This window comes from Ruminococcus sp., assembly GCF_016287535.1.
GTDB lineage: Bacteria > Bacillota > Clostridia > Oscillospirales > Ruminococcaceae > Ruminococcus.
Genome location: NZ_JAEFAJ010000004.1, coordinates 60,203 through 82,136 on the forward strand (window position 1 = coordinate 60,203; position 21,934 = coordinate 82,136).

Below are 21,934 nucleotides of genomic sequence, written 5' to 3' on the forward strand. Positions count from 1 at the left end.
TATTTCTGTTGATTGAAACTACCCTTTAATTCGATCCCGTGAGGTCGGCAAGGCGAGTTAACGATACTGTAATTATAACAACATAGCTATAACTATAAGTATGCTCCCTGCCGCACGGGGGGCATTTTTTGTTGCTGAAAGGAGAACAGTGTATGGAGTCAAAGCGCATTATCATGGACGATAAGGCTGTTCAGCGTGCTATCGCCCGTATCTCCTATGAGATAATCGAGCGGAACAAGGGCACCGAGGATCTGTGCATAGTCGGTATCCTGTCAAGAGGTGTGCCGATAGGCAGGCGTATCTCCGAAAAGCTTTCCGAACTCGAAAAAAACAGGGTGCCTTTCGGTTCACTTGATATCACACCATACCGCGACGACAGCAAATCGGCAGGCGAAGACGAAAAGACAGATATTCCTTTCGATATAACCGACAAGAACGTGGTCATAGTGGACGACGTTATCTTTACGGGAAGAAGCTCACGCGCAGCACTTGACGCCCTTATAAAGCGTGGCAGACCGCGCTCCATACAGCTTGCTGTGCTTATCGACCGCGGACACAGGGAGCTCCCAATCCGTCCGGATTATGTGGGAAAGAATCTTCCCACTTCTCACAGCGAGGTGGTGAGGGTATCCGTTGAGGAGATCGACGGCAGCGACGGAGTGACCATATATTGAAGCAATTGTCACAGAATACGAAACGGAGGTATATATGTCATCTATCCTTATAAGGAATATCCGTGCAGTTGACAACGTAACGGATACAACAGCAGACGTACTGATAAAGGACGGGATCATCGCAAAGATAAACAGCGGCATAACTGATGGAGCGGAACAGGTCATTGACGGAACAGGACTTGTACTTATGCCTTCGCTGTTCGATATGCACGTGCATTTACGCGATCCCGGCTTCACTCATAAGGAGGACGTGCTCACCGGTTGTGCCGCGGCACTGGCAGGAGGAGTTACGGGAGTCCTTGCGATGCCGAACACCAAGCCGCCCTGCGACAATCCGGAGACTATAAGCTATATCATTGACAAGGCGAAGGGAACGGGAGTTGACGTATATCCCGTAGGCTGCATAACAGGCGGCATGAGCGGAAACGGTCTCTGCGACTACGAGGCGCTGAAAGCGGCAGGCTGTATATGTATTTCTGATGACGGCAGACCTGTGGAGAATGCGGAAAATATGCGCAGGGCTCTGGAGCTTTCAAAGGAGAACGGACTGCTCGTCGCTTCTCACTGCGAGGATCTGAATATAATAAACGGCGGCATAATGAATAAGGGCGAGACCTCTGAAAAGCTCGGCGTCAAAGGCATGGACAGAGCCTCCGAGGACTACATAACCGCTCGTGAGATGATACTTGCTTCATCAGTGGGGGCAAGGATACATATATGCCATGTTTCCACAGAGGGCAGCGCCGCTATGATACGCTTTGCAAAGTCGAGAGGAGTTAAGGTCACCTGCGAGACGGCGCCCCACTACTTCATGCTCACGGATAAGCTCCTTGAAAAGCGTGACGCTGACTACAGAATGAATCCGCCTCTGAGGGCGCCTGAGGACGTGAAAGCAATCATAGAAGCCATAAAGGACGGCACCATAGACTGCATAATCACAGACCACGCTCCCCATGCCGCAGAGGAAAAGGCTGATTTTGAAAAGGCTCCCAACGGCGTTGTGGGACTTGAAACATCTCTTGCTGCCACCCTCACAGCACTGTATCATACAGGAGAGATAAGCCTTAACAGGGTAGTGGAGCTTATGTGTATAAATCCCCGTAAGATACTGGGACTTGATATACCGTGTATCAGAGAGGGAAGCACAGCCGACCTCGTCATAGCCGACATAAACAGAAAGTGGACAGTAGAACCTGAAAAGCTGCATTCAAAGTCGAAGAATACAGTATTCAAGGGCATGGAGCTGACAGGAAAACCTCTCGTTACCATATCCAATGGCGAGATAAGATACAATGTATTATAATACAAGGAGGAAAAGAAATGTCATTTGACAGACTTATCGAAAAGATAATCGAACTCAAAAATCCTACGGTGGTGGGACTTGACCCCAAGCTGGAATACGTTCCCGATTTTATACAGCGCCGTTACCTTGACAGCGACGGCTGGACGCTGAAGGCAGCCGCAAAGGCTATATTCGACTTCAATCAGGCGATAATCGACGAGATACACGACCTTGTACCCGCTATAAAACCGCAGGCTGCATACTATGAGATGTACGGCCATTACGGCATAAGGACACTTGAAAAGACTATCCGTTACGCTAAGCTGAACGGTATGTTCGTTATCACTGACGGTAAGCGCAACGACATCGGCGCGACTATGGAAGCCTACACAAAGGCTCACCTCGGTACAGTTACTATAGGCGACAGCGAGATAGAGCCCTTCGGCGCAGACGCCCTCACAGTCAACGGCTACCTCGGTACTGACGGTATCGCACCTCTCCTTAAAGTATGCCGTGAGCGCGACAAGGGCATATACGTGCTGGTAAAGACCTCCAATCCCTCCTCCGGAGAGCTTCAGGACATGAAGCTGGCTGACGGTCGTACAATATATGAGTGCATGGGCGATATGTGCGAGAGGTGGGGCGAGGATACCCGCGGAAAGTATGGCTATTCCGCTGTAGGCGCAGTTGTAGGCGCTACATACCCCGAAATGCTTACAGAGCTGAGACAGAGACTTCCACATACAATGTTCCTTGTACCCGGCTACGGCGCACAGGGCGGCGGTGCGGAAGGTCTGAAGGGCGGCTTCGACGAGAACGGTCTGGGAGCTATAGTCAACTCATCACGTGCAGTAATGTGTGCATACAAGAAGGAAGGCTGCGACGAGCGCGACTTCGCAAAGGCAGCAAGAAGAGAAGTTATCCGCATGAGAGACGATATCTGCCAGTACATCAATTTGAAATAAGAACTAAGATCTAAGAACTTGGAGCTAAGAAAGGTGAGAAATGGAAAACTATCGTAACCTTATTGTATGGCAGAAGTCGATGCAGCTTGTTAAAGAGATATACAAGCTTTTACGTCTTATGCCCAATTATGAGCAATATGCTTTGTCTGATCAGATGAGACGTGCTGCTGTATCGATCCCTTCAAATATAGCTGAGGGAGCAGGAAGAGGTTCAAAGAAAGATTTTGCTCATTTTCTTTCTATTGCCCGTGGTTCAAAGTATGAACTGGAAACTCAGTTGTTCATTTGTATTGAATTGGATTATCTTTCAGAAGAACAATGCAGAGAAGCATTAAGCATTGTAAATGAAGTCGGGATTATTCTTAACGGCTTCATAAAGAAATTAAGCATTCAATGACTAAGAACTTAGCTCTTAGATCTAAGTTCTTAGTTCTAAAAACGCTCTCTCCACAATGGCGTGGAACAGAGTGCATAACATCAGCAATTCGACCTCTATAAAACGCAAGGAGGAAAATAAAATGTCATTATTCAACATGGGTGAAAAGGCTTATCTTATGCTTGCCGACGGACAGGTGTTCGAGGGCAGGAGCTTCGGCGCGAAGGGCACTGTCATAGGCGAAGTCGTATTTACCACAGGAGTCACAGGCTATCAGGAAACTCTCACAGACCCAAGCTACTACGGACAGATAGTCACACAGACATTTCCGCTTATTGGAAACTACGGTGTGAACTCGGAGGACAACGAGTCAGCAAAGTCCTATGTGACCGGCTATATAGTCAGGGAGTGGTGCAACGCGCCCTCAAACTTCCGCAGCGAGGGCAATATTAACGATTTCCTGAAAGAGCATAACATTGTCGGTATCAATAATATCGACACCCGCCGCCTTACACGTATTATCCGTGAAGTTGGTGTCATGAACGGCGTTATCACTACCGAGGACGTTTACGCAAAGAAGAACGAGCTCCTTGAAAAGATAAGGGCTTTCACGGTAAAGGACGCTGTAAAGAGTGTTACCAACAGCGAAACTCTTACCTATGAGCCTGAGGAAAAGAAGCTCCGCGTGGCTCTCTTCGATTTCGGCTACAAGCGCAATATCAGACAGGAGCTTTTAAAGCGCGGCTGCGAGGTCGTGGTAGTTCCTGCATATACCACCGCGGCTGAGATAAGAAAGCTTGCTCCTGACGGTATCATGTTCTCAAACGGCCCCGGAGACCCTGCCGAAAATGTTGAGATAATCGAGAATATAAAGGAGATACAGAAGCTTGGCATACCTATATTCGGTATTTGCCTCGGACATCAGCTCATGGCTCTTGCCAACGGCGGAAAGACCGAAAAGCTGAAATACGGTCACAGAGGAGCCAATCAGCCTGTTATAGACTTAGAGAGCGGTCTCACCTACGTTACCAGCCAGAACCACGGCTATGCGGTAGTAGGGGACAGCATAGACCCCTCCGTGGGAAGAGTATCCCACATAAATGCAAACGACAAGACCTGCGAGGGCATACACTATACCTCAGTCAACGCAAGGACGGTCCAGTTCCACCCGGAAGCACACGGTGGACCGCTGGATACAGCTTACTTGTTTGACGACTTTGTAAATACAATGCTTAAATGAATTAGGAATTCGGAATGCGGAATCAATGTGTTCGCTTACGCTCACATTTTTTTAATCAGTCGGCAGAGCCGACACCATAATTCCTAATTACGAATTCCGAATTAAACATCTTGATTGTTGATTAAAAACGGAGGTTATAGAAATGCCACTCAGAAGTGATATAAAAAAGGTACTTGTTATCGGCTCTGGTCCTATCGTTATCGGACAGGCTGCCGAATTTGATTACGCAGGCACACAGGCCTGCCGCGCACTGAAACAGGAGGGACTTGAAGTAGTCCTCGTGAACTCAAATCCTGCTACCATAATGACTGATAAGGCTATGGCTGACAAGGTCTACATAGAGCCTCTTACACTTGACGTTATAAAGCGTATAATCGAAATGGAGAAGCCGGACAGTCTTCTCTCCACTCTCGGCGGACAGACCGGCCTTACTCTGTCCATGCAGCTTGCGGAGGAGGGCTTCCTCGAAAGCCACAACGTAAAGCTTCTCGGCGCAGACCCTGAGACTATCCACAAGGCTGAGGACAGACAGGCTTTCAAGGACACTATGGAAAAGATAGGTGAGCCTGTTATCCCCTCAAAGGTGGTAGAAACTGTTGAGGACGCCGTTGACTTCGCACAGGTGATACACTATCCCGTTATCGTCCGTCCCGCATTCACACTCGGAGGTACAGGCGGCGGTATCGCACAGAACGAGGAGGAGCTCCGCGACATTGCGACCAACGGTCTCCGTCTTTCGCCTATCACACAGATACTTGTGGAGAAGTGCATAAGCGGCTGGAAGGAGATAGAATTTGAGGTTATCCGTGACGCAAAGGGAAACGTCATCACCGTATGCTCAATGGAGAACTTCGACCCTGTAGGCGTTCACACAGGCGACAGTATCGTTATCGCTCCTGCTGTCACACTTACGGACAGGGAGTATCAGATGCTCCGTACAGCTGCTATAAATATCATCAAGGAGCTTAAAGTCGAGGGCGGCTGCAACTGTCAGTTCGCACTTCATCCCACAAGCTTCAGATATGCCGTTATAGAGGTAAACCCCAGAGTTTCACGTTCCTCTGCGCTGGCTTCAAAGGCTACTGGCTATCCTATCGCAAAGACGGCTGCAAAGATAGCTATCGGCTACACCCTCGACGAGATAATCAATCAGGTAACGGGCAAGACCTACGCCTGCTTTGAGCCCGCACTGGACTATGTAGTAATCAAGTTCCCTAAGTGGGCATTTGATAAGTTCGTTTACGCAAAGCGTACCCTCGGTACTCAGATGAAGGCTACAGGCGAGGTAATGGCTATAGGCACCAGCTTCGAGCAGGCAATGATGAAGGCTGTCCGCTCCATAGAGCTGGGCATGGACACCATGAACCTGAAAAAGCTCGCAAAGCTCTCAACAGAAGAGATACGCGAGAAGCTCCACGTCATCGACGACGAGCGTTCCTTCTGCGTATTTGAAGCTCTTAAACGCGGTATCACTCCGGAGGAGATACACGAGATAACAATGATAGACAACTGGTTCCTGTACAAGCTCCTGAACCTTGTGGAGCTTGAAAAGTGGCTCGCAGAGGGAGAACTCACAGAGGAAAAGTACGACATCGCAAAGCAGTACGGCTATCTTGACAGCACTATCGAGCGTATTTCCGGACAGAAGTGCCCCAAGCACAAGAGTGCCGTATACAAAATGGTCGATACCTGCGCAGGCGAGTTCAAGGCTGAGACCCCTTACTTCTACTCCACATTTGACGAGGAGAACGAGGCAAAGCAGTTCATCGAGCGCACAGACAAGGGCAGGAAGAAGGTCATCGTATTCGGCTCAGGTCCTATCCGTATCGGACAGGGTATCGAGTTCGACTACTGCTCCGTACACTGCGTATGGACGCTGAAAGAGCTTGGCTATGAGGCTGTAATATGCAACAACAATCCGGAGACCGTATCCACTGACTTCGACACAGGCGACCGTCTGTACTTCGACCCTCTCACAAAAGAAGACGTTCAGTCCATTATTGAGACCGAGCAGCCCTACGGCGTTGTGGTACAGTTCGGCGGACAGACCGCTATCAAGCTGACGCGCTACCTCTCGGATATGGGCGTTCGCATTCTCGGTACTTCTGCTGACATGATAGACGCGGCAGAGGACAGGGAGCGCTTCGACGAAGTTCTTGAAAAGTGCGGCATACCGAGACCTGCGGGACATACGGTAATGAACATCGAGGAGGCTCTTGCAGCGGCAAACGACCTTGGCTATCCCGTGCTGCTCCGTCCTTCATACGTTCTCGGCGGACAGAACATGATAATCGCTCACTCCGACGCGGACGTAAAGGAGTATATGGGCATAATCATGAGCCATAACATAGAGAACCCCGTTCTTATCGACAAATACATGATGGGAACTGAGGTGGAGGTCGACGCTATCTGCGACGGCGAGGACTACCTTATCCCCGGTATCATGGAGCATATCGAGCGTGCAGGCGTTCACTCAGGCGACTCTATCTCTATCTACCCTGCACAGCACCTTTCAGACCGTATCAAGCGCATAATCGTTGAGTATACGAGACTGCTGGCAAAGGAGCTCAACGTTATCGGACTTGTGAATATACAGTATGTGGTATATAACCACGAGGTATACGTTATCGAGGTAAATCCACGTTCTTCAAGAACCGTTCCATATATCAGCAAGGTCACGGGAATACCTATGGTGGATATCGCCACAAAGATAATGTTCGGCGCAAAGCTTAAAGATATGGGCTATGAAAGCGGACTTTATCCCGCAGGCGACTACGTTGCGGTAAAGGTACCAGTATTCTCCTTTGAGAAGCTCACAGACGTTGACACAATGCTGGGACCTGAGATGAAGTCCACCGGCGAGTGTCTCGGTATCGGCAGGAACCTTGAGGACGCGCTTCTGAAGGGACTTATCGCCGCAGGCTTCGATCTCAAGCGCGAGGGCGGAGTTCTTATCTCGGTGCGTGACAGCGACAAGAGGGAGATACTTCCCATTGCGGACAAGTTCGAGCGCATGGGCTTCGAGCTCTATGCCACATCGGGTACTCAGAGCGTTCTCCACAGGAACATGATAGCGGCAAATCTTGTCCGCAAGATATCTGACGGTACGCCAAATGTGGAAACTCTTCTTGACAGCGGCAAGATACACTATGTAATATCCACTTCCGCAAAGGGCAGACTTCCAGAGCGCGACAGCGTTAAGATGAGAAGAAAGTCCATAGAGCGTTCTATTTGCAGCCTGACTGCTGTAGATACGGCAAAATCGCTGGTAAAAGTCCTCGAATCGGGCAGAACTATCAACGACGTTGAGCTTGTGGATATCACCAAGATATAAATTTGTAGGGGCTGGCGTCCTCGACAGCCCGCGATTACCGATAAAATATACATGACATACGCGGTAGGGGCGGATATTATCCGCCCGCAAGCCGTTAGCTTGCAGGGGCGCGCATTGCGCGTCCGTGACATACACGTTTTGCAGGGGCGGCGGAACGCCGCCCCTACACATAACAATTTATATTAACGGGGCGATGTGGACATCGCCCCCTACTATTCATTATTAACGAGGGACGTCGAGGACGTCGTCCCCTACATCATTAACTCTCAACTCTTAACTTTCAACTCTCAACTTCCAAAGGGGGAACTATGGATCACTTCAAGCTATGTTCAAACTACGTTCCTGCCGGCGATCAGCCCCAGGCTATAGACAAACTTGTAGACGGCATAAATTCGGGCAAAAAGGAGCAGATACTCCTTGGTGTCACGGGCTCGGGCAAGACCTTCACCATGGCAAACGTCATCGCCCGTGTCAACAAGCCCACACTGGTACTTGCCCACAATAAGATACTTGCGGCTCAGCTTTGCTCGGAATTCCGCGAATTCTTCCCCGAAAATGCGGTGGAGTACTTCGTATCCTATTATGACTACTATCAGCCCGAGGCTTATGTTCCCAGCACTGACAGCTACATCGAAAAGGACTCCTCCATAAATGACGAGATAGACAAGCTGCGCCACTCTGCAACTACTGCTCTTGCGGAGCGCCGCGACGTTATCATTGTTGCCAGTGTGTCCTGCATATACTCCCTCGGAAGTCCGGAGGAGTACCGCTCCATGTGCGTTTCTATACGTCAGGGCGCTGAAAAGCCGAGAGACCAGCTTATCTCGGAGCTGGTGAAGATACGCTATGAGCGTAACGACATAGCCTTTGAGCGTAACAGGTTCAGGGTACGTGGTGACGTTGTGGAGATATTCCCGGCAATGTCCACTGATACTGCTGTCCGCGTAGAGTATTTCGGCGACGAGATAGACCGTATCTCTGAGGTCAACGTAGTTACTGGAGAGGTAAAGGCAGTAGTCTCTCATGCGGTGATATTTCCTGCCTCTCACTATGTTGTGGGCGATGACAAGCTTGAATCGGCGATCACTGAGATAGACAGGGAGCTTGCGGAGCGTATAGACTATTTCCAGAAGAACAACAAGCTCATAGAGGCACAGCGTATAGAGCAGCGCACTCACTACGACATGGAGATGCTGAAGGAAGTGGGCTATTGCAGCGGCGTCGAGAACTATTCCCGTATACTTGCAGGTCGTCCGGCAGGAAGCACTCCTCTTACACTTATGGACCATTTCCCCGGTGACTTCCTGCTCATAGTGGACGAGAGCCATGTGACACTGCCTCAGGTAAGAGCTATGTACGCAGGTGACCGCGCAAGAAAGACCACACTTGTTGAATACGGCTTCCGTCTGCCCAGCGCTATGGACAACAGACCGCTGAACTTCGACGAGTTCAACGCACATATCAATCAGGCTATATACGTAAGCGCTACTCCCGGACAGATAGAGCGCGAAAAGACCGATACCATAGTGGAACAGGTGATACGTCCCACGGGACTTGTTGACCCTGAGATAATCGTGAAGCCTACTAACGGACAGGTGGACGATCTTCTTTCGGAGATAAACGAGAGAGTTGAGCGCCATGAGAGAGTGCTTGTGACTACTCTTACAAAGAAAATGGCTGAGGACCTTACCTCCTACTATGAAAAGCTGGGCGTGAAGGTGCGCTATCTCCACCATGATATCGACACCATCGAGCGTATGGAGATAATCAAGGATCTCCGAGAGGGAGTATTCGATGTGCTTGTGGGTATAAACCTTCTCCGTGAGGGACTGGATATACCTGAGGTGAGTCTTATCGCCATACTGGACGCGGACAAGGAGGGCTTCCTGAGAAGCGAGACCTCACTTATACAGACTATCGGACGAGCTGCAAGAAATGCCGGCGGACAGGTAATAATGTATGCCGACTGTGTTACGGGGTCTATGGAACGGGCTATAACCGAGACGGAACGAAGACGTTCATTGCAGATGAAGTTCAACGAGGAGCATGGTATAGTTCCTAAGACTATAATCAAGGACGTCCGCGACGTGCTGGAGATAACCTCCAAGACAAAGGTGGAGGAAAAGACCAGAAAGAAGAAGCTCTCAGCTGCGGAAAAGCAGCGCATGATAGACAAGCTCACCGTGGAGATGAAGAACGCGGCGAAGCTGCTTGAGTTTGAACACGCCGCCTATCTCCGCGACAAGATAAAGGAGCTTCAGGGAAGCTGATAAGTAGATTTACGCATTTAACAATAATGAGAAGAAAATGAGATTTTATGCATAAATGCTTATAAAACACGCAAAAGCCCTTGACATTTCGGTGTTGAAATGTTACAATATACTCAACTATAAGTGCATTGGATATGTGCACTATGAGAGGGGAAATATAAAATGAAAAAATATGCACACGCTGCTGCAGCTGTTATTTCTGCTGCGGTACTGACCTTAACGGGAGCAGCACCTCGCTTTGGTCAGACAACAACTACCACTGCAAACGCTGTGGACACAAACAATGACGACTGGCTCCACGCAGAGGGAAGCCGTCTTTATGACATGAATGGCAACGAGGTATGGCTCACGGGAGCCAACTGGTTCGGACTCAACTGTATCGAGGGCGCTCCTCACTATCTCTGGAGCGGAGACTGCGACGACCTTGTAAGAGAGGTCGCGGACAGGGGCATCAATGTAATAAGATTCCCCATATCCTCCGAGCTCCTTGTATCATGGATGAAGGGCGATCCGCCGCAGCTCTCCGGAGGCGGAATGCAGGCAAGCTACAATCCTCCTGAGGATATGGACGACGGAAACGGCGGTATCATAAAAGCCGGCACCTACGGAAATATCAACAAGGAATTCGTGGAGGCTGACGGAAAGACCCTCATAGATACGGAGAGGTCCTTCGACATAATCCTCGGCAAGCTGAAAAAGTACGGCATCAAGGCTTTCATCGACGTTCACAGTCCTCATACGGATAATTCCGGACATAACTACAATCTCTGGTACGGCAAGGCGGGAATAACCACCGATCTGTGGATAGAATCGCTGGTATGGCTCGCGGACAAGTACAAGGACAATGATACCCTCATCGCTTACGACCTCAAGAACGAGCCTCACGGCAAGGGTCCAGAGGGAGAAGCTGCTGCGAAGTGGGACGGCTCCAAAGACGAGAACAACTGGGCTTATGCGGCAACAAGGTGCGCAGAGGCTATCCTTGATGTTAATCCCAATGCGCTCATACTCATAGAGGGCGTTGAGCAGTCTCTCAGCGGCGCTCAGGAGGGCGACTACTGGGGTATGCCGGACAGAAAGACAAATTCACCCTATATCGGTGCATGGTGGGGCGGAAACTTCCGCGGCGCAAGACAGAATCCCATCAAGCCGAAGCAGGGTACTTCGCAGATAGTATATTCGCCTCATGATTACGGTCCGTCGGTATACGACCAGACATGGTTCGCCAAGGACTTCACTGAAAAGACCCTCCTTGACGACTACTGGTACGACACATGGGCATATATAAATGCCGAGGACATCGCTCCCGAACTTATCGGAGAGTGGGGCGGTCACATGGACGGCGGAAAGAATCAGAAGTGGATGACGCTTCTCCGCGATTATATGATAAATCACCATATCAACCACACCTTCTGGTGCCTGAACACCAATTCAGGCGATACCGGCGGACTGTGGAAGAACTTCTCATACTCTATCAACGATGTTTCGGATACGAGCAACGGCACGACCATAACATGGGAAGAGGACAAGTACGCACTGCTTGAAAAGGCTCTCTGGCAGACTCAGAAGAGCGGAAAGTATATAGGTCTCGACCATCAGGTGGCACTGGGCAAGAACGGTATCTCGCTCAATGATTTCTATGCGAACTACGCTGCTTCTGAGGGAAGCAACCTTGACGGCGGAAAGACATCCAGCGGCAAGCCTGTGGACGCTGACAAGACCTCGGCTACTACCACAACAAAGACAGAGCCCACCACTACCACGACCACTACATCAAAGACGACTGTTACTTCAACAACGACAGTAACAACGATATCCGATGTCAGTAATCGCAATTTCGGAGATTCTAACTGCGACGGTACGGTCGATATGGGAGACGCTGTACTCATAATGCAGGCGCTTGCGAATCCGAATAAATACGGACTGAACGGAACCGACCCGAAACATATGACAGAAGAGGGCGCTGCGAACGCAGATGTTGAGGGCGGCAACGGCCTTTCAAACAACGACGCGCAGGCTATACAGATGTATCTTCTCGGAAAGTACAGCAAGCTTCCTGTAGAATAAGCATTTGACCGCAGAGCTTCAGGGTGCTGTGCGGTAAAATAAATAAAAATGAGAGGGAAAAAATTATGAAAAAAATCTTACGCTCAATGACAGCGATAGCTGCCGCGGCAGCGCTCACATTTACGGGCGCTGCCTACACGCCGTACCTCGTAAATGATGTCGCAGGAAAGGCATTTGCTGCAGACGACGGCAACGATGACTGGCTCCATGCAAAGGGAAGCCGTCTTTATGACATGAACGGCAACGAGGTATGGATCACAGGTGCCAACTGGTTCGGCTTCAACTGCTCCGAGAACTGTGCTCACGGTCTCTATGCAAGAGATGTGGACGATATGCTCCAGACTATCGCAGACCACGGTATCAATACCCTTCGTCTGCCAATATCCTCAGAGCTGCTCGTTTCTTGGATGAACGGCAAGCCGGATCCGGTAAGCTCCGTACAGGCAAGCTACAATCCTCCTGAGGACGTAGTGGGCGAGGACGGCACCATAACTCCTGCCGGCAAGTACGGCGACATCAACAGGGATTTCGTTGAGTCTGACGGAAAGACCCTGAAGAACTCCATGGAGATCTTCGATATCATAATGAACAAGTGCAAAAAGTACGGTATCAAGGTATTCATCGACGTTCACAGCCCCGATGCCAACAACTCAGGTCACAACTATGAGCTGTGGTACGGCAAGGCAGGTATTAGTACAAAGGTATGGATAGATTCACTCACATGGATAGCCGAGAAGTACGCAAACGACGATACTCTCATCGGTTATGACCTCAAGAACGAGCCTCACGGAAAGCGCGGTTATACAGGTAACAGCTGCCCCTCTGACATTGCAAAGTGGGACGGCTCCACTGACGAGAACAACTGGGCTTACGCTTCAAAGAAGTGCGCAGATTCCATACTGAAGGTAAATCCTCACGCTCTTATCTTCATTGAGGGAGTTGAGCAGTACCCTAAGACAGAAGAGGGATTCACATATGATACCCCTGATATATGGGATGCTCCCGCAGACCAGTCTCCATGGCACGGTGCATGGTGGGGAGGAAATCTCCGCGGAGTAAGAGACTATCCTGTAGTTCCCGAAAGCGGCACAAGCCAGATAGTATACTCGCCTCATGATTACGGTCCGTCAGTATACGCGCAGACATGGTTCGACAAGAACTTCACTACCGAGACGCTTCTTGAGGATTACTGGTACGATACATGGGCATACATCAATGCCGAGGATATAGCTCCACTCCTCATAGGCGAGTGGGGCGGTCACATGGACGGCGGAAAGAACCAGAAATGGATGGAGCTTCTCCGCGATTACATGATAGATCATCATATCAACCACACCTTCTGGTGCATAAACCCCAACTCTGGCGATACAGGCGGACTTCTCGATCCTACCTTTATGAACTGGGATACCGCTAAGTACAACCTCTTTGAGAAGTCACTCTGGCAAACAGACGCAGGCAAGTATATCGGTCTCGACCACCAGACAGCTCTCGGAAAGAACGGTCTCTCACTGAATGAGTTCTATTCCTCCGGCGCCAAGAGCAACCTTGACGGCGGCAAGTCAGGCGGCGGTACACCTGTTGTCATTGACAGAACAACTACTTCAAAGACAACTACATCTACAACAACAACTACTACTTCCACAACTACCACTTCTACTACAACAACAACCACTACTTCGACTACAACTACAACTACATCTACAACTACTACAACTTCCGCAACAACAACCACTACTACTTCGACTGCTACAACTACAACCACTACCTCAACTACATCAAGCGAGCCTGTAATTTCAACTCACCCGGGCTATAAATTCAGCAGGGTCGTTTCCTATCCCACAAAGACAGAGTATGTCAAAGGCGAAGAGCTCGACCTGTCCGGTCTTGCATTCACCGGTACTCCTCAGCCGGGAAGCAGCTCAGGCGGCGGTGCATACACAGACGAAGACCTTTCAATGAGTGTCATAAAAATTACGGACAGCAAAGGCAACAGCAATAAGGATTCAGAGTTCAAAACTCTTCCGGCAGGCGAATACACCGTAAATATCACAGGCAGCGCAGGTGATTATTACAGGTATACCTACTGCTATGACGTGGATATCTCCTATAAGGTCACTATAAAGGAAGACGAGCAGGGTCCGACAAATTCCGGCAATTCCGACGAAGCTCTTACATGGGGCGACGCTAACTGCGACGGCGGTATTGATATGGCAGACGCTGTTCTCATAATGCAGAGCCTTGCTAATCCGAATAAGTACGGCACAGAAGGAACAGACTCTAAGCATATCACAAGCAAGGGTGCGGAGCAGGCTGACGTTGATACAAGCACAAAGGGACTTACATCAAACGACGCACTCCAGATACAGCTCTTCCTGCTCGGAAAGATCAAGAATCTTGATCCTAAGGCTTAAAAAATTTTTAAAGGCACGGTATTTACCGTGCCTTTATTTTTATGCCGTATTAAAAAGGAAGCTTTTTTCAAAAATGACCTGATATTGTATTGTAAGCGGATATGTCGAAGAGACTGACGAGTATGTGCGCGGAGGTGGACACCGCTCTGCAAAGCTCTTTAAGCGTAAAAAAACACTTGACTGTTAATGCGGTGCTGAGTTATAATAAAAATAGTAATTATTATCAACCAAAGGAGGATATGGGTCAATGAAAAAGTTTTTGATAGTAGTTGATATGCAGAAGGATTTTGTGGACGGAGCTCTCGGTTCTGAGGAAGCGCTGGCGATAATTCCGGCTGCTGTAAGAAAAATAGCTGAGTTTGACGGTGAGATATTCGTAACATATGATACTCACTTTGACGACTATATGGATACGGCAGAGGGAAAAAAGCTGCCTGTACCGCACTGCATAAAGGGTTCGGACGGCTGGCAGCTCAATAAGGATATCATGGCTGCTCTTAAAGGCAGAAACTATACGCCCGTTGAAAAGTATACATTCGGTTCTGTAAAGCTGCCTGAGCTTATCAGCAAAGCTGCCGGTACGGAAGAATTCAGCATTGAGCTCATAGGCCTCTGCACCGATATATGCGTTGTGAGCAACGCTCTTCTGCTGAAAGCCAATTTCCCGGAAGCCGGAATCGCAGTGGACGAAGCCTGCTGCGCCGGAGTTACACCTGAAAAGCACAGGGCAGCCATAGAAACTATGAGAAGCTGCCAGATAGATATACTCTGATACTGAAAGGAAGATTATTATGAAGCTTGAACCTATCGTTGTTTCACTGCTTGACACTGACCTTTACAAATTCAATATGGATCAGGTGATATTCCATAAGCATACCGACCTATGCGGACAGTATTTCTTCAAGTGCCGCAATAAGGACATCGTTTTTACTCCGGAAATGGTTCAGGAGATAAACGATCAGATAGATCACCTCTGCACACTGACTTTCAGGAAGGAAGAGCTTGATTATCTCCGCTCGATCCGTTTCATAAAGGACGACTATGTTGAGTTCCTCAGACTGTGGAGACCTATCAGGGACTATGTAACGGTAAGAAGTGAGGATAACGGAGAACTGTATATCGAGGTGAACGGTCCGCTGTTCTCGGCAATGCAGTTTGAGATATACCTGCTTGAGATAGTCAACGAGGTATACTTCCGCATGAAGTTCGACTACGAAAAGCTGAGAAAGTCCGCTGAGGAAAGGCTTGACAGGAAGATAAAGGCAATGAACGACGGCACTTATACCTTCAGCTTTGCTGAGTTCGGCTGCCGCAGACGACTTTCGAGAGAGTGGGAGGATGTTGTCGTAAAACGTCTTGTTACCGAGACAAAGAACTGTGTCGGCACTTCAAATGTGTACCTTGCCATGAAGTACAATGTTACTCCTATCGGTACCTATGCTCATGAGTTCGTGCAGATGTATCAGGGCATTGACTCGATACCTCTTGCCTATACCAATCACTATGCCATGAAGGACTGGTATGACGAGTATGACGGCGATAACGGTACAGCTCTTACGGATACGGTTACCACTGATCTGTTCCTTCTGGACTTCAACCGCTCTATGGTCAATAACTATACGGGAGTCCGCCACGACAGCGGCGATCCCTATGAATGGGGCGAAAAGATGATCGCCCACTATAAAAAGTACGGGGTTGACCCGAAAACAAAGCTCCTGCTGTTCAGCGACAGTCTTGACTTTGACAGAGCGCAGAAGCTTTATGATTACTTCTGCGATAAGGCGAAGGTATCTTTCGGAATTGGTACATTCTGCTCCAACGATACCGAAGAAAAGGCTCTGAATATCGTTATCAAGCTGCAGTATGTAAACGGCAGACCGGTCGCAAAGCTATCTGACGATATAGGCAAGGCTATGTGCCGTGATGAGGAGTACCTCGGATACCTGAAACGCTCAGTTGAGTTCAGGCTTCAGCGTGAGGCTGATATAAATCGTTAAGTATTGATCTGTAAGTGCGGGAATTATCCGTCAGGATCATATGGAATGCCGGTTGAACGGACAAAAAAGAGAACCGCCGACGCTATTGCGCCGGCGGTTTTATTCTCTTTCCGAAAGGTGTGTTCAGAGGACGGTGGTGTGCGACACCGTCGTGTGAGTGATCTTTGCGTCGGGAGGTAGTTCTGACGCATAAAACGAGGAACAATGAAGGTTGTTTATTTATTTCTTTTCCCTTACTGTCTATATTATAGCGCGTACATTCAGAATATGCAATAACAGAGCGATTTCGGTTTGAATACAGTTTGGATATCAAATGCTTACGGAATATGTCAAATCGGTTACATAATTCTGACAATGGTGATAATAATACTGTAAGAATTTTCATTGTACCTTTTTTTGATTTCTGCATAATATAATATAAGCGGCAATATGAGCACGCCGTCAGGAGGTGGAGAATGGCTCCCTCGGATAGCTTCCCGGCAAAAGGCGCGGCTCCTGACGGCTGCTTTGATATAAAAAGGCTGCCGGAAATATTCCGGCAGCCTTAGCTTTTATCTGTAGTATGAGTCGATACCGAGGTATTCTTCCAGTGAAAGACCGCTTTCATATACCTTGGTGGCGGTCTCAGTTCCGAGATATCTTATATGCCACGGTTCATATTTGAAGCCTGTATATGCTTCCTTTCCCTTGGGATAGCGTATTATGAAGCCGTACTTATGGGCGTTCTGAGCGAGCCATTCGCACTCTGGAGTATCTATAAAGTCGTCGCTTATGGAGTTTACGTCAATAGCAAGACCCGTCTGGTGCTCAGAGTGACCTGCTCTTGCTGAATAAGTATCAGCCTTGAGCATACCGTCTGCCGCAACATAATTGTTGTACAGCTGTTCCTGATATTCATATGAACGGAAGCCCGATGAGCATACTATTTTCAGTCCGAGCTTTGCGGCGTCTTCACTGAGGAGCCTGAACTGTTCGGCAGCGTTGGGATTGAGCCCGTCTGCGGTAAAATCCTTTGAAAGACCGTAGGTCTTGTTTACGATAAGGATACCGTCAACGTATGTAGCTCCGTTATTGGACTGTATAAGATGTGATGTAGTGACAGTGGTTGTATCTGAAGGTGCTGAAGTTGTGGAAACTGTTGTCGTTTCTGAAGATGTTACTGTTGATGAAAGGGTCGTGGAAGAAACAGCTGCATCTGAAGCTGTCGTGACGGTAGTGGTTGTTTCAGCAGCGGTAGTAGTTGTTGTTGCTGCTGTTGTTGTGATGACAGGTCTGCTGTGGACCTTTACCTGTATGTCAGCTCTGATATCGGGATTTTCCTTGCTTGATACGGTGATGACGCACGAGCCCTCGGATACTCCGTAAACATTGCCCCATCTGTCAACAGAGGCGACAGCCGGATCAGAGGAAGACCATATTTCCGTGATAGGAACAGCAGTGTCAGGAAGAGTAGTTACAAAGGAAATATCCAGAGTGCCTGCGAGTATATCCATTTCGTATTTTGTGAGCTTAATTCCGAGCGGCTGCTTAGGGTCGGTCACCTTAACCTTTACCTCAGCCTTAACGTCGGGATTCGACTTGCTTATAACGGTAATAGTGCAGTTTCCAGGAGCTTTTCCCGAAATAAGACCTTCTTCGCTTACTGTGGCAATATTCTCGTCAGAGCTGAGCCATACTTCTCCCTTGTTTACAGCGTTGTCCGGCAGCATTGATACCATTGCGATATCATTGCCTCCTGTGGGTATCACAATTTCTGATTTGCTGAGTTTTATTTCACGTACTCTTGTGGGATCAATTACTGATACATTTATATCAGCCTTTATGTCCGGATTGCTGACGCTCTGAACTGTTATGGTGCATACGCCCTCGGAAATAGCTGTTATCCAGCCCTCGAAGTTTACGGAAGCGATACTTTCGTCAGAGCTTGTCCATTTTTCAGTCTTGTCGGCAGTCGCAGGGAGCATTGTTACCATTGAGATATCTCCCTCGCCGACATTCAGTGATATCTCAGTCTTGCTGAGCTTTATTTCGCTGACCTTATATGGATCGGCAGTTGTGGTCGTTGTGGGGGGAACTGTCGTGGTCACAGTGGTAGTCTGCTCTGAAGTTGCTGACGTGCCGGGAGCTGAGGTCGTTTCCGTGGTTACTGCAGTCGAAGTAGAAGCAGCCGCAGTTGATGTTGAAGTGACTTGTGAAGCGGCTGTTGCTGATGAAGTAGAGGAAGCTGTTGCAGCCGTAACTGAAGAAGAGGTAGTTGCAGCAGTTGTTGTAGTTGAAGTAGTAGTAGTAGTTGTTGTTGTTGTTGTTGTTGCTGCGGTCGTAGTTGAAGCAGCTTCTGATCTGGTTTTCAGATAGGATTCGATAGAAAGCGGGGCAGAAATAACAGTCGATGCATAAGCGTAATAGGACAGCACACACGAAGCGTCAACTGCGTCTACGATATTGTCCTTGTTTACGTCGGCTGCCACTGCCTGCATGGGAGTGAGCTCTGATGAAAGTCCGCTTGATGTCTTTGCATATGCTGAAAGAACTGCGGAAGCGTCAGCTGCGTCAATGAATTCGTCGTTGTTTATGTCACCGAGCTTTATTGTGATGACTGAAACGGAATTGTCCGTTTTGGCTGTTTCCGGAGCTGCGGTGTCGCTGACACTGGTGAATGTATCCGGGACAGTCTGCGTACAGCTTGCGGCTGAAGCCTGAGCGGCTGTACTGCAGGCGCATAAGGCAAAAGACAGCACGGACGCTAATAATCTCTTCTCTCTCATTTTAATCTCCTCCATTACTGCTTCTGTTTGTGCAGAAAGCATAGTTTATTGTGATGTTTTCTGTGAATAATGTGCAGAAAAATTACAATGATAATTATATCACATATTTGCGGCAAATGGAAGATGTTATGTGAAAAAATAACGGTGATACATATATTTTCGGTGTTTTAAATAAAAAAGAGCTGCCATGGAGAGGCAGCTCTTGAGTGTTTTTAACTTGTGTGCTGATGCACGGTATACCTTGATATGAATGTTTTATGTATTCCTGCTTGCAGCCGGAGCGGTCGTTTCAGATTTCGGTGTTCGTGAGATGTTGACCTTCAGCTGCGTTGTTACCGCCCAAACATTGTTATGAGTCTTGCAGGAAACGTCAACGTCATACGGGAACGGATTTGTTACCTGCTTGTCTGCGCCGGTAAGGTTGACCTCTGCCTGAAGATCAGAAGCGGTTATGCTGCTGATAATATCCTTAGGACCGATGACCCTGACTGTTATCTGTTTGTTTTCGATAGAATATTCGCAGTCATCTTTCGGAACATGGGTGGTCAGGAGTTCATTCTTTGTAAGCGTGATATCCTTTGAATCGAGACCGTCATCTTCAAGGGTGAAGGTCACGCTTTCAACATTATTGATGTCCTTTGTACCTGAAAGGCGCTTGTCGGTGAGCGGATACTGTTTTGAGTAGCCTATATCAAGGTCGTTCAGGTGTATAGGTATCTCAATGGCAGACGGCGCCTCAATATTATCGGGAACTCCTATAGTTATCTCACTGGGTTCAAAATGATATTTCAGGCTGTTTGTGTCAAAGGTCTCTGAAGTTGAATTGAATGACGGGTGTATAGGCACGGATTTCAGCGTCAGGACTTCCGCGCTTATATTGACCGCGGACGGCGTTATGGTTATATTATTCTGAGGTATTTCCTTTCCGTCTTCTGTGAGCAGCAGTATCTTCTTGCTGGTGATATTCTTTGTTGAATCAAGAGAGATCGCCTTGTCGGAAACGGCAACGCATCTGTCGATCATCTTCAGATCTGATTCCGGACCTTTTATTGATATTTCAGTCGGATCGCAGTACAGTTCCTCGTCGATGATGGTTTTGTTTTCAGGAAGACTGAGCATCAGCGCTTCACGGTCGGTGGAGACATTTTTTGTGATCTTTGAATACTTGTCCAGCTTTAATGTTATAGTTTCGGGGGAGACTACAGGATCGATCATAGTCAGTCCGTTCCTTGTCGTCTTGACCTGTACGGACAGGGTATGCTCTCCTGCGATGGTGATGTTGTCAAAATCAACGTAAGCCTGAACTGTTGATTTGTTTATACGTTTATAATCGGTACGGCTGCATTCAAATGATATATTGACGAATTGTTCCGTATTGTTTATTACTTCAAGACCGTTCTTGCCGGCGGTAGTTCCGTCTGTACTTATGACCACCGGGATATTGAGCAGTTCCTTATTTTCGGATGGATAGTAGGTCATTGAAATTATGAACCATGCTGTTACCGCGCAAATGAACGCGATTATCAGCATCATGGCATTGCTTTTTGATTCGTATATATCGTTTTTGCTTGCTTTTTTCAGAGTTATAAATTTCATTTTTTCTTCCTCCTTTCGGAGAATGAAGAAAAGATTTCCTTCTGACCGATAGTTATTTCCTTCTTGTCGTTGAACAGAGCGTCCTCAAGCAAAGCTTTCAGCTTGTCATGAGTGTAATCCCTTGTGAGTTTGCCGTTGACGGCAACTGAGATCTGTCCTGTTTCTTCGGAAACAACGATCACGACAGCGTCAGAGTTTTCACTCATACCAATAGCAGCTCTGTGACGTGAGCCAAGCTTCTTGTTGATCTGAGCGTCCTTTGCGGGCTTCGGCAGAAAGCAGGCAGCTGCGAGTATTATGCCGTCGCGCATGATGACCGCGCCGTCATGGAGAGGCGTTTTGGGATAGAATATATTCCCGAATATCTCCTTGCTTGGTGTGGCATTGAGTATAGTACCCGTTTCTATGGTCTCACCGAGACGCACCTGACGCTCAACAACTATTAGTGCGCCGGTACAGCTTGCGGAAAGCTCTACACATGAATCGCAGATAATATCTATGGCGTCCTCCCAGAGCAGCTTGATCTCGCTGTTGCTCTGTCCGAATCCGAAAAGACGTATACCGAATTTGCTTCGTCCTGCCTTTTCAAGAGCTCTTCTCAGCTCAGGCTGGAAGAGGATTATCATTGCGAGGATTCCCATACTGAGGACTTTTCCGAGGAGGAAATTGGTCGCTTTCAGGTGGAATTTCTCTATGAATCTTTTGCTTGTAATGAAATACAGCGCTACAAGGAATATTATACCTTTTATGAGCTGACCGGCTCTTGTTTCACGAATGAGCCTGAGCAGCAGGTAAGTAACGTATGTAAGCAGCAGGATGTCTATTGCGTCCATCAGGGAAAATGTACTGATAGAGCCTAAAAAAGCGTCAAATGTATCTTGCGGATTTATAAACAACACCCCCTTGGGGAAAAATTACACATATCTAATTCATCTCTTATGTAATATGAGGACAGCT

At 48.2% G+C, this 21,934-nt stretch carries 14 protein-coding genes; 11 read left to right on the forward strand and 3 right to left on the reverse strand.

From position 1 onward, the window contains the following. Positions 1 to 152 precede the first annotated feature (152 nt). The 11 genes from pyrR to pncB all read left to right on the forward strand — a co-directional run bounded on the left by pyrR (position 153) and on the right by pncB (position 16,616). Positions 153 to 674, forward strand: coding sequence for a bifunctional pyr operon transcriptional regulator/uracil phosphoribosyltransferase PyrR (gene pyrR, locus QZZ36_RS03315; RefSeq protein WP_295076697.1), 522 nt, complete (start codon positions 153 to 155; stop codon positions 672 to 674). A 34-nt stretch (positions 675 to 708) separates the two neighbouring features. After that, positions 709 to 1,977, forward strand: a complete 1,269-nt coding sequence (locus QZZ36_RS03320; RefSeq protein WP_295076700.1) for a dihydroorotase — start codon at positions 709 to 711, stop codon at positions 1,975 to 1,977. 17 nt (positions 1,978 to 1,994) lie between these two features. Beyond that, a complete protein-coding gene (gene pyrF / locus QZZ36_RS03325; RefSeq protein ID WP_295076703.1) occupies positions 1,995 to 2,921 on the forward strand; it encodes an orotidine-5'-phosphate decarboxylase in 927 nt (308 codons plus the stop codon). A 40-nt stretch (positions 2,922 to 2,961) separates the two neighbouring features. Beyond that, a complete protein-coding gene (locus tag QZZ36_RS03330; RefSeq protein WP_295076706.1) occupies positions 2,962 to 3,318 on the forward strand; it encodes a four helix bundle protein in 357 nt (118 codons plus the stop codon). A 121-nt stretch (positions 3,319 to 3,439) separates the two neighbouring features. Next, positions 3,440 to 4,537: a carbamoyl phosphate synthase small subunit gene (locus QZZ36_RS03335; protein ID WP_295076709.1), complete on the forward strand. Its 1,098-nt coding sequence runs from the start codon at positions 3,440 to 3,442 to the stop codon at positions 4,535 to 4,537. A 142-nt stretch (positions 4,538 to 4,679) separates the two neighbouring features. Next, a complete protein-coding gene (gene carB, locus QZZ36_RS03340) occupies positions 4,680 to 7,871 on the forward strand; it encodes a carbamoyl-phosphate synthase large subunit (RefSeq protein ID WP_295076712.1) in 3,192 nt (1,063 codons plus the stop codon). Positions 7,872 to 8,179: 308 nt separating this feature from the next. Further along, positions 8,180 to 10,141: an excinuclease ABC subunit UvrB gene (gene uvrB / locus QZZ36_RS03345; protein WP_295076714.1), complete on the forward strand. Its 1,962-nt coding sequence runs from the start codon at positions 8,180 to 8,182 to the stop codon at positions 10,139 to 10,141. 162 nt (positions 10,142 to 10,303) lie between these two features. Then, positions 10,304 to 12,208 carry a cellulase family glycosylhydrolase gene (locus tag QZZ36_RS03350; RefSeq protein WP_295076716.1) on the forward strand — a complete coding sequence of 635 codons (1,905 nt, stop codon included), beginning with the start codon at positions 10,304 to 10,306 and terminating at the stop codon, positions 12,206 to 12,208. Between the two features lie 65 nt (positions 12,209 to 12,273). After that, positions 12,274 to 14,619: a cellulase family glycosylhydrolase gene (locus tag QZZ36_RS03355; RefSeq protein ID WP_295076718.1), complete on the forward strand. Its 2,346-nt coding sequence runs from the start codon at positions 12,274 to 12,276 to the stop codon at positions 14,617 to 14,619. Between the two features lie 247 nt (positions 14,620 to 14,866). Further along, positions 14,867 to 15,391, forward strand: coding sequence for an isochorismatase family cysteine hydrolase (locus QZZ36_RS03360; RefSeq protein WP_295076720.1), 525 nt, complete (start codon positions 14,867 to 14,869; stop codon positions 15,389 to 15,391). Positions 15,392 to 15,410: 19 nt separating this feature from the next. After that, complete coding sequence (pncB, locus tag QZZ36_RS03365) at positions 15,411 to 16,616, forward strand: nicotinate phosphoribosyltransferase (protein ID WP_295076722.1); 1,206 nt, start codon at positions 15,411 to 15,413, stop codon at positions 16,614 to 16,616. Positions 16,617 to 17,167: 551 nt separating this feature from the next. On the opposite strand, the gene QZZ36_RS03370 is transcribed toward pncB, so the two are convergent. The 3 genes from QZZ36_RS03370 to cdaA form a co-directional block, all read right to left on the reverse strand. Continuing rightward, on the reverse strand, positions 17,168 to 19,381 hold the full coding sequence (locus QZZ36_RS03370) for a D-alanyl-D-alanine carboxypeptidase family protein (protein WP_295076725.1): 2,214 nt from the start codon (positions 19,379 to 19,381) through the stop codon (positions 17,168 to 17,170). Positions 19,382 to 19,636: 255 nt separating this feature from the next. Beyond that, positions 19,637 to 20,977 (reverse strand): CdaR family protein, encoded by a 1,341-nt coding sequence (locus QZZ36_RS03375; RefSeq protein ID WP_295076728.1) that lies wholly within the window; start codon positions 20,975 to 20,977, stop codon positions 19,637 to 19,639. Next, positions 20,974 to 21,876 carry a diadenylate cyclase CdaA gene (gene cdaA, locus QZZ36_RS03380; protein ID WP_295076730.1) on the reverse strand — a complete coding sequence of 301 codons (903 nt, stop codon included), beginning with the start codon at positions 21,874 to 21,876 and terminating at the stop codon, positions 20,974 to 20,976. The genes QZZ36_RS03375 and cdaA overlap by 4 nt, the downstream gene beginning before the upstream one ends. Positions 21,877 to 21,934: the final 58 nt, after the last annotated feature.